Source organism: Oscillibacter acetigenes (assembly GCF_025567605.1).
Taxonomy (GTDB): Bacteria; Bacillota; Clostridia; order Oscillospirales; family Oscillospiraceae; genus Oscillibacter; species Oscillibacter welbionis.
Window position 1 is genome coordinate 272,976 of record NZ_JAOQKG010000002.1, and the last position, 14,342, is coordinate 287,317.

Genomic DNA, 14,342 nt, shown 5'->3' on the forward strand with positions numbered 1-14,342 from the left:
GGGGATCAGTCCACCTCCCGCAGCCGTTCCACGATGGTGGCCTTGGAGACGGAGCGGTACACCGCCAGGGGAACCAGGACGCCCAGCAGGGCGAACACCGGGGCCACGATCAGGAACGGGGTCAGCGTCAGGCGGTAGGTGAAGAACCAGAACATGCTCCCCACCGCCTTGAAGGCCACCGGGCCGAAAATCAGGGTCAGCACCAGGGAGATCCCAGCCGCCCCCAGGGCATAGAGCAGCCCCTCATACACCAGCATGGTCTTGAGCTGCTTGCCGGCCATGCCGATGGACTGGAGCACGGCGAACTCCCGCTTGCGGGCGATGATGCCGGTGAGGATGGCGTTGAAGAAGTTCAGCACGCCCACCAGCCCCACGATGAAACTGAGGGCCCCGCCGCACAGCTGGAACATGGAGCGCATCCCCTCGAACTCCGATGCGTAGAGCGCCTTGCTCTCATAGTCGAACTGGGGATTCACGTTCTCTGTGTAGTCTGCCAGGAACTTCTCCATGGCGCCGTTGGCCTCGTCGGTGGTATCAAAGGCGTAGTACATCACGCTGTCTGTGCCGCTGTCCTGCATGAAGGTCTGGTCATTCAGGATGAACTCGTCCGCGCCGTAGTAGCGGTAGCTGAGAGAGATGGGCACGGCAACCAGGGCGGCTACTTCGTATTCCACATCCCGGTATTTCACCGGCTGCGCCACATAGTTGGCACTGGCGGGCACGTCCTCCGGGCTGGCGTAGGCGATGCCGGTGTCCGGATCTACATACTCCGTCTCCTCCACGTACCGGACGGTGACGATGTCCCCCAGCCGGGCCCAGTGGGAGTCCATCTCCGGATTGCCGTAATCATCATCACTGTACACAGCGGCCACATACCGCCCGCCGTCCTCATAGAGCTTGGACAGGTCTCCCTCCAGTACCGTCAGGTGGTCCAATGCGAAATCGCTCATGCCGGAGAGCTGGATCCGGTCGGCCAGCAGGCCCTCTTCGTTCCGCCCGGTCAGGCGGATCAGATTGTCCATCTGCTCCTGGGTATAGAAGTGCTCCTTGTTCTGCCGGAACCAGTCCTCGGTAACGTACTCCAGGGCATCGAACGTCTTGCCGTAGATCACGCCGCCGTCGGTAATGCCGCCCTGGGCATTGATCTCGTCAATGACGGACTGGGGGATGCCCATATCCGTGTTGAAGATGTCCCCGCCGGTCTGGAACTGGCCGGCGTCCGCCACGATGAAGTCGCTGGATGCGAAATGAGACACGTACTTGTCCATGTCGAAGCCGTTGGTGAAGTTCACCGTCACTGTCAGCAGTACCACCGCCAGAGACAGGGACGTGACGGTGACGGCGGTCTTGCCCCGGCTGCGGCCCAGGTTGGCCCAGGCCATGGACAGCAGGGACACGCCCCTGCGGCCTTTTTTCGTCTTGCGCTTGATGCCGCCGCCTTCGGTGTAGCGCACTGCCTCGATGGGAGAGACCTTGCCGGCGATGCGGCCGGGCTTCCGGCAGGAGAGCAGCACCGTCACCAGAGAGAACAGCGCCGCGCCGATGAAGATCACCGGGCTCACGGAGGTCATGGGCACCACGCCGTTCAGCTGTGACACAATGGCCGGCGTCAGCTGGCCGCCGATCAACCAACCCAGCACCAGCCCCAGGGGGATGCCCGCCAGGGACAACGTCAGCGCCTGCTGGCGGATGATCCGCCGCAGCTGCCGGGGCGTGGTGCCGATGGTCTTCAGCAGGCCATAGAACCGGATATCGTTGGTGACGGAGATCTGGAACACGTTGTAGATGATGAGATAGCCGGTGAAGATGATGAGCAGCAGCATGGCGGCCACAGCAATCACCACAGAGGGGTCCAGATTGTCGCTGAGCTGGGCGCCGGTATAGCCCCAGTTGACGCCAGTGTGGATATAATCCGGCGCTCCGGCGCTCTGATCCTGATAGCCGTGATTTTCCAGAATTTGAGCGATATCGTTCGCAATGTGGCGGGAACCGCTTTTCAGCATCACATCCAGGTTCCAGGAACCGGTCATGCCATCCTCTCCGGGCGGGACGGTTCCCACCTCGTCCAGAATGGCGTCCGCCCGGCTCTTCGGAATCAGGATGTGGTTGGCCACAATTGCCTCGTCATACTCCCACCAGCCGCAGAGGGTAAAGGTCTGGGTGGTGGTATGGCCGTCCACGTCAAAGGAGATGGTGAACCTGGCGCCGATCTCCGGCTCCACCCCCAACAGCTCCAGCACGTGGGTGTCGGTAGCGGCCTCGTCGGTGCCCTCCTGGGGCAGACGGCCCTCCACCGGGTCGCAGTACATCCAGTGGGCTTCATTGGCGTCGGCGTAGCTGACCTCCACGTGGGATTTGTTGAACGGCACCTCCGTGGGCATTCCGATAAACCGCCGCATTCCCCACTGGTCGATGAGGGGGTCATCCTTCAGATCGTTAAACTGTTCCTCCGTCAGGTACTTGAAGCCGCCGTGGGAGAAGCCGCCCACCTGACGGAAGTTGGACTGCTGGAACCCGTCGTTGATGGACATGGCGATGGTGAAGAGGGACGTGAACAGCACCGTGGTCAGGGCGATGGCGAGAACGGCGATGAGGTTGCGGGTCCTGGCCGCCTTCATGGACCGCCAGCCCAGACGGCGGATGGTCTTGCCGTTGGATACCTTCATCATGGCGCTCACCCCCGCACCACGATCCGCCCGTCCTCGATGCGGATGATCCGGTCCGCCATCTGGGCCAGCTCCTCGTTGTGGGTGATCATGACGATGGTCTGGCTGAACTTCTGGGCAGTGACCTTCAGGAGTCCCATCACGTCCAGGCTGGTGGCGGAGTCCAGGTTGCCGGTGGGCTCATCCGCCAGGATGATGGCGGGCTTGGCCGCCAGAGCCCGGGCGATGGCCACCCGCTGCTGCTGGCCGCCGGAGAGGTTGTTGGGCAGGTTTTGGAGCTTTGCCTCCAGCCCCAGCGTCTCAATGATCCGTTCCACATAGGCTTTGTCCGGCGCGTTGCCGTCCAGCTGGATGGGCAGGACGATGTTCTCATACACGTTCAGCACCGGCACCAGGTTGTAGTTCTGGAACACAAAGCCGATCTTCCGCCGCCGGAAGATGGTCAGTTCCTCATCGCGCATGGCAGAGAGTTCTTTGCCGTCCACCGTGACGGTGCCGCCGGTGGGGCGGTCCAGCCCGCCCAGCATGTGGAGCAGGGTGGACTTGCCGGAGCCGGAGGTGCCCACCACCGCCACGAATTCGCCCTTTTCCACGGTCAGATCGACCCCGTCCAGGGCCCGGACCTCCGTATCGCCGGAGCCATATACCTTCCGCAGATCCTTTGTTTCCAAGATCGTCATTGTTCATTCCTCCAAGGAAAAGTCTGTATTGCCAGAAGGCAATACAGACTTCGGCTATCTCCATAAACCCGGAGGGCTTATTTGACGGGAAGGAAGATAGCTACGAAAGACTGCGCCCGCAGGCGCGATTCAGAGCGCAACCGCCGCAAAGCGGCGGCACTTAGCGCGGAGATAACCCAGGAGGGGTGTCTTTCGTTTTCAATCAATCGTTTTGAGAACTTTAAAAGTTCTAAAAACGCAAGCAGCTTGGCGAAAAGACTTTTTCGACAAGCTGAGTCTGTATTGCCTTTCGACAATACAGACTGTACCAAAGAAATCTTTCCACATTCTTTCTGAAATCTAACAGTTCTGAAAGATTTGGGATGTCCGGGCCGGAACGCGCCGCCTTCTACGTCCTCTCCTCCGCCCTCGGCAGGAACAGGGAGAAGGTGCTCCCCTCCCCGGGGCGGCTGCTGACCTTCAGGTATCCGCCCTGACCGGCGGCGATCTGGCGGGCCAGATACAAGCCGATTCCCACGCCCTCCGCCTCGCTGGCGGAGGGGGAGCGGTAGAACCGCTGGAAGATCCTGGCCTGCTCGGACTCCGGGATGCCGGGGCCGGTGTCCGTCACGTCCACGCGGCAGAACAGCTCATACCCCACGGCCCGGAGGGTGACGGCGCCGCCTGCCGGGGTGTATTTCACCGCGTTGTCCACCAGATTATACAGGGCCTCCGCTGTCCACTTGGGGTCGAACCGGGCGGTCAGGTCCGTGGGCTCTACCGTCAGGGTGATCGCTTTGGCCTCCGCTCCGGGAGCGGCCTGGGCCGAGGCGGCATCCAACAGCTGTTGGATGCCATGACGCTTGGGCGTCATGGCAAGGACGCCGCTCTCCAGCCGGGAGGTTTTGACCAGCGCGTCGATGAGGAACCGCAGCTTCTCCGCCTGATGCTCCAGAGCGGAGGCATACTCCCGGCTCTCCGGCGGCAGGTCCTGCTCCTCCAGCAGCTGGGCATACAGCAGGAGGTTGGCGATGGGAGTCTTGGTCTGGTGGGAGATGTCCCCGATCAGGGTCTTGATGGCGTCCTTCTCCTCCGCCAGATTTTTGGCCGATACGGCGGATGCGGAGAGATAGTGGGCCATCCGGGTCTCCAGGGCGGAGAGGCGGCTCTCGTCATAGAGGGACTCCCGGAACTCGCCCCGGATGGCGTCATCCAGCATCTTGCCCAGAGTGTCCAGCATCCGGCGGGTCCGCAGGCGGGTCCAGACGGCGAATCCTGCCGCTGCCAGCAGGGCCGGAACCGCCAGGGCCAGCAGGGTGTATTCCACTGTCATGTCAGTTCACCGCCCATGTGTAGCCCAGGCCGTACACGGTCTTGATATAGCGGGGCTTGGACGGCATGTCTTCCAGCTTGTCCCGCAGCCGCTTCACTGTGACGGAGAGGGCGTTTTCGTCCACATACTCCGCCCCGTCCGTCCAGATCCGGTCCACCAGGGCGGCCCGGGTAAGGGTTTGGCCCCGGTGCTCCACCAGCAGCCGCAGCAGCTTCTGTTCCGTCTTGCTGAGCTCCACCGGAACGCCGTTCCGGGAGAACTCCATCCGGCCGAAATCGAAGGTGAAGCCGTCCAGCTGCACCCGTTCCGCCTGGGGGGCGGCGGTCCGGCGCAGCTGAGTATTCACCCTGGCCCGCAGCACCGCCAGAGAGAAGGGCTTGGTGATATAGTCATCCGCCCCCAGCTCCAGACCTGCCACGATGTCTGTCTCCAGGTCATTGGCAGTCAACAGGATTACGGGAACCTCACTCTCCCGCCGGAGGGCACGGAGGAGGTCCAGTCCATTGCCGTCAGGCAGGTTGATGTCCAGGATCAGCAGGTCGAAGCTCCGGCGGGAGAGCAGCTCCCCGGCATCCGCCAGGGACCGGCAGAGCTGGGGGCGGAGCTCCGGCGCCTGGAGGGCCAGGCGGATACCCTCGCCCAGAGTCGGGTCATCCTCCACGATCAGCAGGTCTTTCATCGGGGAACCTCCTTGGGATCAAACTGCGCCCAGTATACCACGGGCGGCCGCCGCCGTCCAGAGCGGGCAGAAGAAACGCACGGCGGACAGGCCGCCGTGCGTGGGTCGCGGGATCGCGGGTCACAGGGTCAGGGAGGGGGCGGCATAGGTCCGGGCCGCCAGCTCCTGGTCCAGCATATAGAGCCCCTTGGGGTCCGAGCCGAACAGCTCCATCTTCTTGATGAGATCGGTGGCGTTGGTCTCCTCCTCACCCTGCTCCTTCACGAACCAGTCCAAAAACTGCATGGTGCGGAAATCCCTGGCCTCGTACGCGGCTTCATAGATGGCGTGGATCAGGGAGGTGACATACTGCTCGTGGGCGAGACCGGCCTTCAGGGGGTCCATGTTGGCTTTCAGCTCCGCATCCGGTTTGGCGACGGCCTCCAGCGTTACGGGCACGTCGTTGTTCTGGAGATACTGGAGCATCAGCATGGCGTGGTCCCGCTCCTCCTGGGCCTGGACCTTGTACCAGTTGGCAAAACCGGCAAGGCCCTGCTCCACATAGAAATTGGAGAACTGGAGATACAGATACGCAGAGTAGAATTCCTTGTTCACCTGATCGTTCAACAGCTGGGATACTTTTTCGTTCAGCATTGTATGCGCTTCCTTTCTGCAGCGGACGAAATGTCCTTGTTTGTTCTATCTAACCATTATATCACGGACTGCAGAAAATGCAACGGCAGCCGGGAAAAAAGCGGTGGACGGGCGGGAGGCGCTGTGCTACAATGGGCGTGCTGCAAAGTCCCTTTTTGGGAAAACTTTAACGGGAACCAAACGGCAGGGGCCGCCTTTTTACAGACCGGCGGGCCCATCCGTGTTATCATGGTCCTGCTGTCCACGGGCGGCTTCTGATAAAACGGAAAGAGGGATCGCTGTGTTCATGCGCAGAAAAAACCACATGGCGCCGGCGCGGATCATCCTGATCGGCTTTGCGCTGCTGATTTTGGCGGGAGCACTACTGCTGACCCTGCCCATCTCCACCCGGGACGGGCAGGGCGCCGCCTTTTTCGACGCGCTGTTCACCGCCACCTCCGCCACCTGCGTGACAGGACTGGTGGTCCAGGACACGGCGCTGTACTGGTCCGGCTTCGGCCAGGCGGTGATCCTCATGCTGATTCAGATTGGCGGCATGGGTGTGGTGACCGCGGCGGCGGCCATCTCCATGCTGGCCGGGCGGCGGATCGGGCTGAAGGAGCGGTGGGTGATGCAGGAGTCCATCTCCGCACCCCAGGTGGGGGGCATCGTTCGCCGGACCCGCTTCATTCTGGCGGTGACGCTGGTCCTGGAGGGGACGGGGACGTTGCTGCTGGCTCTGCGGTTCTGCCCGGAGATGGGGCTGTTCCGGGGACTCTGGTACGCGGTGTTTCATGCGGTGTCCTCCTTCTGCAACGCCGGGTTCGACCTGATGGGGGCGGCGGGCACGCCCTTCGTCTCCCTGACCGGCTATGCGGGGGACCCACTGGTGAATTTCACCGTGATGGGGCTGATTGTCCTGGGCGGCATCGGATTCCTCACCTGGGGAGACGTGCGGGAGCACAAGTGGCACCTGCGGGCCTACTGCCTTCAGAGCAAGCTGGTGCTGGCGGTGACTGCGGCACTGATCCTGCTGCCGGCGCTGTTCTTCCTGCTCTATGAGCTCCGGCTGCCCCAGTGGCAGACGCTGACCCTGGGGGAGAAGGTCCAGGGGGCGCTGTTTCAGGCGGTCACCCCCCGGACCGCAGGGTACAACACCCTGGACCTCTCCCAGCTGAGCGAGCCCTCCCGGCTGCTGATTACGCTGCTGATGCTGGTGGGTGGCTCCCCCGGCTCCACAGCCGGCGGATTCAAGGTCACCACTCTGGCGGTATTTGTGCTGGCGGCCCGGGCGGTGTTCCGCCGGCGGGCGGATCTCCAGTGCTTCGGCCGCCGCCTCCCCACGGAGACACTGCGCAGCGCCGCGGCGGTCCTTATGATGTATCTGGGGCTGTTTCTGCTGGGCGGTATGGCCATCTGCTGCGTGGAGGACATCTCCCTGGAGGCGGCGCTGTTTGAAACCGCCTCCGCCCTCGGGACCGTGGGGCTGACGCTGGGGGTGACCCCGGGATTGGGCGGCGTCTCCCGGTTGATTCTGATCTTTTTGATGTACTTTGGCCGCGTGGGCGGCCTGACGCTGATCTACGCCGTCCTGCCGGACAGCGGCGCCGCCCCGGCGCAGCTGCCCCAGGAGCGGGTCACTGTGGGCTGAGCGGTACGCTTGAGAAAGGACGTGTGAGGATGAAATCGGTACTGCTGATCGGATTGGGCCGCTTCGGGCGGCACATGGCCGCCAAGCTTCAGGAGCTGCACCACGAGGTGCTGGCGGTGGACAAAAACGAGGAGCGGGTCAACGAGGCGCTGGACCTGGTGACCCACGCGCAGATCGGGGACAGCACCAGCGAGGCGTTCATCGCCTCCCTGGGGGTGCGGAACTTTGACCTGTGCGTGGTGGCCATTGGAGACGACTTCCAGAGCTCTCTGGAGACCACGGCCCTGCTGAAGGAGCAGGGCGCACGCTTCGTCCTGTCCAGGGCGGCACGGGATGTCCACGCCAAATTTCTGCTGCGCAACGGCGCGGATGACGTGGTTTATCCGGAGCGGGAGACCGCCAGCTGGGCGGCGGTGCGGTACAGCTCCGACCATATCTTTGACTACATCCAGCTGACGCCGGACCACGCCATTTACGAGACGGCGGTGCCGCCGGCCTGGGTGGGCAAGACCATCGGCCAGCTGGGGGTGCGCCAGCGGCACAATATCAACATCCTGGCCGCCAAGCGGGGAGAGGAGCTCATCCCCATTCCGGGCGGCGACTACTGCTTCCGGGAGGGGGAGACGATGCTGGTTCTGGGCGCGGACCGGGATGTACAGAAGTTCCTGCACTTTTGACGCAGCTGGGCGGAGCCGTCTGTTGGCGGCTCTGCCTTTTTCACGCCGGGACGGAAAAGGCCGGTTTGCATTCCCTGTCGGGTCTGGTATAATGGATGTATCACGCAAGAAAAGAGCGGAGGCGAAGGCATGGCGGAGATCCTGGTGGTGGATGACGAAGCGGCGATTGCGGATCTGGTGGAGGTCTGCCTGAAAAATGAGGGCTACACAGTGTACAAGTGCGGCAGCGGGGAGACGGCGCTGACCTGCGTGGCGCGGCAGCATTTGGACCTGGCCATTCTGGACGTGATGCTCCCGGACCTGGACGGCTTTACCCTGTGCCAGAAGATCCGGGAGGAACACCTCTTTCCCATCCTCATGCTCACCGCCCGGGTGGAGGACATGGACAAGATCATGGGCCTGACCCTGGGGGCGGATGACTACATTACCAAGCCCTTTAATCCGCTGGAGCTGGTGGCCCGGGTGAAGACCCAGCTGCGGCGCTATACCCGGTACAACACCGGCGAGGCGGCGGAACCCAGGGAGACCGCGGAGCATGACTTCCGGGGGCTGCAGATCTCCAGGACCACGCATAAGTGCGTTCTCTTCGGCGAGGAGCTGGCGCTGACGCCGCTGGAGTTTGCCATTCTCTGGTATCTCTGCGAGCACCGGGGACAGGTGGTGCCCAGTGAGGAGCTGTTTGAGGCGGTGTGGGGCGAGAAGTACATGGACAGCAACAACACGGTCATGAGCCACATCGCCCGCCTGCGGGAGAAGATGCACGAGCCAAGCCGGAAGCCGAAGTTCATCAAGACGGTCTGGGGGGTGGGGTATACCATTGAATAAGAGAAGAGAACGGCCCCCGCTGTCGGACCGGGGCCGCCGCCGGGCCCTGCGGACCTGGGGATTCTATCTGCTGGCACTGACGGCCTGGGTGACGGTGGTGCTGGCGGCGGTCTTCCTGGGGTATCTGGTATGCAGCGCCTTTACGTGGTATGCGTGGGATCCGCTCTACCAGTTCCTCAACTGGGTACGGGATTACATCGTCTTTGTGTGTATGCTGGTCATCCTGCTGGGCTGGGTGGCTATCAGCTATTCCTTCATTGCCCGCCCCATGCGGCTGGTGGACACGCTGGCCGCGGCGGCAGAGCAGCTGGCCCAGCCGGGAGAGGAGCCCATTGAGCTGCCGGAGCCCATGGAGGACCTGGAGGGGCAGCTGAACGCCGTCCGGGAACGGGCCCTGCGGGACGCCCGGGCTGCCCGGGAGGCAGAGCAGCGGAAAAACGATCTGGTGGTCTATCTGGCCCATGATTTGAAGACGTCGCTCACCAGCGTCATCGGCTACCTTACGCTGCTACGGGACGAGCCGCAGCTCTCCCCGGAGCTGCGGAGCCGGTATACCGGCATCGCCCTGGAGAAGGCGGAGCGGCTGGAGGACCTCATCAATGAGTTCTTTGACATCACCCGCTTCAGCCTGACCCATCTGGAGCTGGAGAAGCAGCCTACGGACCTGACCCGGATGCTGGAGCAGGTGGCCAGTGAGTTTGCCCCCCAGTTCGCGGAAAAGGACCTGCGGTGTGAACTGGAGCTGCCGCCCCGTCTGGCATACGACTGCGACCCGGACAAGCTGGCCCGGGTGTTCGATAACCTGCTGCGCAACGCCTTCCATTACAGCTTCCCGGGGTCCACAGTCCGGATCACCGGACAGCAGGAGGCGGATACCGTGGTCCTGACGTTTACCAACGAGGGGCGGACCATTCCGGCGGAGAAGCTGGAGCGCATCTTCGACCAGTTCTTCCGGCTGGACAGCTCCCGCGCCACCCGCACGGGCGGCGCGGGCCTTGGCTTGGCCATAGCCAAGGAAATCATTGCCCTCCACGGCGGGACGATCCGGGCTGCCAGCGCGGACAACCGGATCACCTTTACCGTCCGCCTGCCCCTGCAGGGGGCCGCCGCAAGAAATTCGTAAGATTTCCGCAGGAAAATCACAGGAGGTTTGCAGGAACGTCCACAGATCTGCGGGAAGCGAATCTGATACGATCTTTCCATCAGGAAAGGCGCTGGGCGCCGGAAAGGACATGAGATGGAAAGATTGCGGATATTGGTGCTGTTCGGCGGATGCTCTTCAGAGCATGAGGTGTCTCTGCAGTCCGCCCACGGCGTGCTGACGCACATGGACCCGGAGCGGTACTGCCCCATCCCGGTAGGGATCACCCGGGAGGGGGCGTGGTATGTTTACACAGGGCCGCTGGATGCCATTCCCGGTGGAAGATGGCAGCGGGAGGCGGCGTGCGTGCCCTGCACTCTGCGGCTGGACCGGGGGAACCGGGCCCTGGTGCTGTTGGACGGCTCCGGCCGGGAAGTGGCTTTTGACTTGGCCTTCCCGGTTCTCCACGGCAGGAACGGTGAGGACGGCACGGTTCAGGGGGCGCTGGAATTGGCCGGTGTGCCCCTGGTAGGCTGCGGGACGCTGTCCAGCGCCCTGTGCATGGACAAGGACCGAGCCCACAAGCTGGCGGCTCTGGCGGGGGTACGGGTGCCCCGGAGCCGTCTCTTCCCGGAGGACTGTGCCTTTGAGGAGCTCCGGACGGCAGCCGAAACACTGGGCTGGCCGCTGTTTGTCAAGCCGGTGCGGGCGGGTTCTTCCTTCGGCGTGAGCCGGGTGGAGGAGCCGGCACAGCTGGCTCCGGCGGTGGAGGCGGCCTTCCGCCACGACGGCGAGATTTTGCTGGAGGAGGCCATTCCCGGCTTTGAGGTGGGCTGTGCGGTGCTGGGGAACCGGGAGCTCACCGTCGGGGCGGTGGATGAGGTGGAGCTGTCCCGGGGCTTCTTCAACTATACGGAGAAATACACCCTCCAGACATCGGCCATCCACTGCCCCGCCCGGATCGCCCCGCAAAAGGCAGCGGAGATCCGGGAGACGGCGAAGGTCCTCTACCGGGCACTGGGCTGCCGGGGATTTGCCAGGGTGGACCTGTTCCTCACCCCCTGGGGGGAGATTGTGTTCAACGAGGTGAACACGATCCCGGGCTTCACGCCCCACAGCCGCTATCCTGCCATGATGCGTGCCGCCGGCATCCCCTTCCGGGAGCTGGTGAGCCGCCTGATCCAGCTGGGGGCCGAGCTATGAGGGCGGCGCGGTACAGCCGGCGGCAGATGCGCTCCGGGCCGCTGGTGCTGGTGAACCGTCAGCATCCCCTGGCGGAGGAGCCGCGGCAGCTGCTGACAGCAGCGGACGAGCGGTATCCCAATATCCTGCTGGAGCGGCAGGCCGCCCGGCTGCTGGCCGCCTGCATCCAGGCAGCAGGCGGGGCGCGGGAGATCGTGCCGGTCTCCGGCTGGCGCAGTCAGGCGGAGCAGCAGGCCATTTGGGAGGACACCCTGCAAAGACGGGGAGAGGCGTTCACCCGGCAGTATGTGGCGGTCCCCGGGTGCAGCGAGCACCAGACGGGGCTTGCCATCGACCTGGGCCGGGCAGCGCGGGAGATCGACTTCATCCGGCCCGATTTTCCGGAGGAAGGCGCCTGCGGGCGGTTCCGGCGACTGGCGCCCCGGTATGGCTTCATCCAGCGGTACCACCGGGAAAAGGAGTCCCTGACCGGTATCGCCTGTGAGCCGTGGCACTATCGGTATGTGGGGACGCCTCATGCCCTGCTGATGGAGCGGGAGGGCCTGTGCCTGGAGGAGTATCTGGACTGGGTGCAGACAGCGCCCAGGACGTGCCGCCTGGAACATGGGCGGAGCGCACGGGTGTTTTACATGCCCTGCGCCGGCGATGAGACGGAGCTCCGCTTGCCGGAGGGCTGCTGCCAGGTCTCCGGCGACAACCGGAACGGATTTGTCGTGACAGTTTGGGAGGTGTAGGTATGGCAGACGGACGCCGGGGCGCGGCGTTGGATCTCTTCCGTCTGGCGGCGGTGATGCTGGTGGTGGCGAACCACACCTCCCCGCTGGTGTCTGTTTCCCCATTGTGGGACTTCTGGTTCACCCGGGTGCTGGCCCGGGTGGCGGTGCCGTTTTTCCTGATGGTCAGCGGCTATTTTCTGGCAAAGGACCAGTGGCGCAGGACCGGCGTCTTTCTGAAAAAGACCTGTCTGCTCTACGGGGCGGCGGTGCTGCTGTATCTGCCGCTGAACTGGTACAACGGCGGCTATGGGCCAGCGGAGTGGGTCAAAAAGCTCCTGCTGGATGGGACCTTCTATCACCTGTGGTATTTTCCAGGCGTGATTCTGGGTGTTCTAGTGGCCAGGGGGCTGCTCCGGCTGGGCTCCCGGACGGCGTTGACCGCGGCCGGGCTCCTTTACCTGGTGGGCCTGGGCGGAGACAGCTATTATGGACTGACCTGCCAGCTCCCGGCGCTGGAGGCGCTGTACGGGGAGATTTTCCAAATCTTTGCCTATACGCGGAACGGACTGTTTTTCACGCCGCTATTTTTGCTGCTGGGAGCCGCCGGTGTGCGGTGGAGCGTGAGGACCTCCGCTGCAGGCCTGTGCGCCGCCTTCGCGGCCATGACCGCAGAGGGGCTTTGGCTCCATGGGCTTCAGGTCCAGCGGCACGACAGCATGTACATGCTGCTGCCGCTGGTGATGGTTTGCCTGTTTTCCCTTCTGCTGGGGCTGAATCGCGGAGAAAGGCGGAGCTGCCGCAAGCTCTCTTCACTGATCTATGTCCTGCACCCCTGGTGCATCGTGCTGGTCCGGGGCGGCGCGGAGGTGCTGGGCCTGGAAGGTCCGCTGGTGGAGAACAGCATGGGGCATTTCCTGGCCGTGCTGGCCTCCAGCGCGGCGGCGTCCTGGGCGCTGTGGCTGGCCTGGAGCAGACGGCCGCTGAAACGCTCCAATAAAGGATAAAAGGACAATATATTGTCGAACTTCGACAGTATATTGTCCTTTTTGGGCCTCTCAGGCGCCTTCGCGCTCCGCGTGAAGACGGCGGAGCTGCTGTTCAGCTGTCATCATACCCTGCTCGTACCGGTCGATTTTCTGATTCAGCAGGTCCAGAGAGGCCTGCATCTCCGCCATCCGGGACACCAGCTGGTCCCGCTGTTCTACCAGCAGGGCCTTGCGGGCGTCCAGGGTGGCGTCTCCCTGCTGGAACAGGTCCACATATTCGATCAGGGCTTCGATCTGCACCCCGGCGGCCCGCATGCACTTCATCAGCTGGATCCAGCCGCAGGACTCCTCCCCGTAGTCCCGCAGGCCGCCCCTGGTGCGGGGGACAGGCGGGATCAGGCCGATGCGCTCGTAGTAGCGAAGGGTGTCCGCTGAAATATCATACTTCCTGCTCACTTCGGCGATGGTCATGGCCGTTCTCCTCTCAGCGGGCGGCCTGGGCCGCGTCGTTCACACACCGCAGGGCGTTCAGGCTGCGGGGATAGCCGATGTAGGGCAGGCACTGGGAGATGACCTGGATCAGGAAGGCATTGTCGTTTCCAATCCTCAGATTGGCACCGGCGTGGCTGGTGAGCTGGGGTTCGCAGCCGCCCAGGGCGGCCAGGAAGCAGAAGGTGATCATTTCCCGCTGCTTATAGTCCAGCCCCCCGCGGGTGTAGTAGTCGCCGAAGCAGTTGTCCGCCAGCCAGCGGTTGATGTGGCGGCTTTCCTCCGGGCCGCTGTTCTGAAAGCCCCGCATCCCCTCACCGAAGATATCCACCTGGGCCTGGTTGCCCGCGGCCAGCCGGGTCTCTGCCGTGGTGGTGGAGCCGGGCTCCAGCGGCAGGGCGACGCCCTGCTCCGTCAGCACCTGATTCGTCACGGAGAAAAAGGGACGCACCCGGCCGATCCCCAGATAGGCCACGGATTGATAGAGAATCTCCTTTACCTGGACAGGGGTGATGCCGGCCCGCAGGGCGGCGGGCAGCAGCACGCGGTATTCCTCCACACCCTGGCAGCCCAGTAGGGCAGCGAGAATGGCCATCATCCTGGCGGCGTCATCCAGGTCCCCCTGGTTCACCACCTCGTCCAGGGCGAAATTGGCGAAGAGCTCCATAAACTCCGGATCCGTTTCCCACAGCGGGGAAGGAGGGCCGGGAAAGAAACGGGACAAATAGTCTTTGGCAGATGCGGAAAGCGCCATACTGAAAAGCC

General features: G+C 63.5%; 14 protein-coding genes. 7 read left to right on the plus strand and 7 right to left on the minus strand.

Annotated features, from left to right (window positions below; genetic code table 11):
* Nucleotides 1–5 precede the first annotated feature (5 nt).
* The 5 genes from OCV80_RS05225 to OCV80_RS05245 all read right to left on the minus strand — a co-directional run bounded on the left by OCV80_RS05225 (nucleotide 6) and on the right by OCV80_RS05245 (nucleotide 5,970).
* The gene (locus tag OCV80_RS05225) at nucleotides 6–2,669 is read right to left on the minus strand and encodes an ABC transporter permease (RefSeq protein WP_136891497.1); all 2,664 of its coding nucleotides are present in this window, start codon (nucleotides 2,667–2,669) and stop codon (nucleotides 6–8) included.
* A gap of 5 nt (nucleotides 2,670–2,674) precedes the next feature.
* Nucleotides 2,675–3,346, minus strand: a complete 672-nt coding sequence (locus OCV80_RS05230) for an ABC transporter ATP-binding protein (RefSeq protein ID WP_021749279.1) — start codon at nucleotides 3,344–3,346, stop codon at nucleotides 2,675–2,677.
* Between the two features lie 388 nt (nucleotides 3,347–3,734).
* Entirely contained in the window at nucleotides 3,735–4,658 is a 924-nt protein-coding gene (locus OCV80_RS05235) for a sensor histidine kinase (protein WP_136891498.1), read from the minus strand.
* Between the two features lies 1 nt (nucleotide 4,659).
* Nucleotides 4,660–5,337, minus strand: a complete 678-nt coding sequence (locus OCV80_RS05240; RefSeq protein WP_025544799.1) for a response regulator transcription factor — start codon at nucleotides 5,335–5,337, stop codon at nucleotides 4,660–4,662.
* Nucleotides 5,338–5,457: 120 nt separating this feature from the next.
* Nucleotides 5,458–5,970 (minus strand): ferritin, encoded by a 513-nt coding sequence (locus OCV80_RS05245; protein ID WP_021749276.1) that lies wholly within the window; start codon nucleotides 5,968–5,970, stop codon nucleotides 5,458–5,460.
* Nucleotides 5,971–6,256: 286 nt separating this feature from the next.
* Here OCV80_RS05245 and OCV80_RS05250 point away from each other — a divergent pair, with 286 nt between their 5' ends.
* From OCV80_RS05250 to OCV80_RS05280, 7 genes are all read left to right on the plus strand, one after another.
* A complete protein-coding gene (locus tag OCV80_RS05250; RefSeq protein ID WP_021749274.1) occupies nucleotides 6,257–7,600 on the plus strand; it encodes a TrkH family potassium uptake protein in 1,344 nt (447 codons plus the stop codon).
* 29 nt (nucleotides 7,601–7,629) lie between these two features.
* On the plus strand, nucleotides 7,630–8,277 hold the full coding sequence (locus tag OCV80_RS05255) for a potassium channel family protein (RefSeq protein WP_119310613.1): 648 nt from the start codon (nucleotides 7,630–7,632) through the stop codon (nucleotides 8,275–8,277).
* Nucleotides 8,278–8,406: 129 nt separating this feature from the next.
* Nucleotides 8,407–9,102, plus strand: a complete 696-nt coding sequence (gene vanR / locus OCV80_RS05260) for a VanR-ABDEGLN family response regulator transcription factor (protein WP_267288258.1) — start codon at nucleotides 8,407–8,409, stop codon at nucleotides 9,100–9,102.
* Nucleotides 9,095–10,225, plus strand: coding sequence for a sensor histidine kinase (locus OCV80_RS16445; protein ID WP_317258892.1), 1,131 nt, complete (start codon nucleotides 9,095–9,097; stop codon nucleotides 10,223–10,225). Before vanR ends, OCV80_RS16445 begins: the two co-directional genes overlap by 8 nt.
* 114 nt (nucleotides 10,226–10,339) lie before the next feature.
* Nucleotides 10,340–11,386 carry a D-alanine--D-serine ligase VanG gene (gene vanG, locus OCV80_RS05270; RefSeq protein WP_021749270.1) on the plus strand — a complete coding sequence of 349 codons (1,047 nt, stop codon included), beginning with the start codon at nucleotides 10,340–10,342 and terminating at the stop codon, nucleotides 11,384–11,386.
* Nucleotides 11,383–12,120 (plus strand): M15 family metallopeptidase, encoded by a 738-nt coding sequence (locus OCV80_RS05275; RefSeq protein WP_021749269.1) that lies wholly within the window; start codon nucleotides 11,383–11,385, stop codon nucleotides 12,118–12,120. The genes vanG and OCV80_RS05275 overlap by 4 nt, the downstream gene beginning before the upstream one ends.
* A gap of 2 nt (nucleotides 12,121–12,122) precedes the next feature.
* Nucleotides 12,123–13,106 (plus strand): acyltransferase family protein, encoded by a 984-nt coding sequence (locus OCV80_RS05280; RefSeq protein ID WP_119310615.1) that lies wholly within the window; start codon nucleotides 12,123–12,125, stop codon nucleotides 13,104–13,106.
* A gap of 51 nt (nucleotides 13,107–13,157) precedes the next feature.
* Here OCV80_RS05280 and OCV80_RS05285 read toward each other — a convergent pair whose 3' ends face one another.
* Complete coding sequence (locus OCV80_RS05285; RefSeq protein ID WP_021749267.1) at nucleotides 13,158–13,559, minus strand: MerR family transcriptional regulator; 402 nt, start codon at nucleotides 13,557–13,559, stop codon at nucleotides 13,158–13,160.
* Nucleotides 13,560–13,572: 13 nt separating this feature from the next.
* Nucleotides 13,573–14,331, minus strand: coding sequence for a carboxymuconolactone decarboxylase family protein (locus OCV80_RS05290; RefSeq protein WP_119310616.1), 759 nt, complete (start codon nucleotides 14,329–14,331; stop codon nucleotides 13,573–13,575).
* Nucleotides 14,332–14,342: the final 11 nt, after the last annotated feature.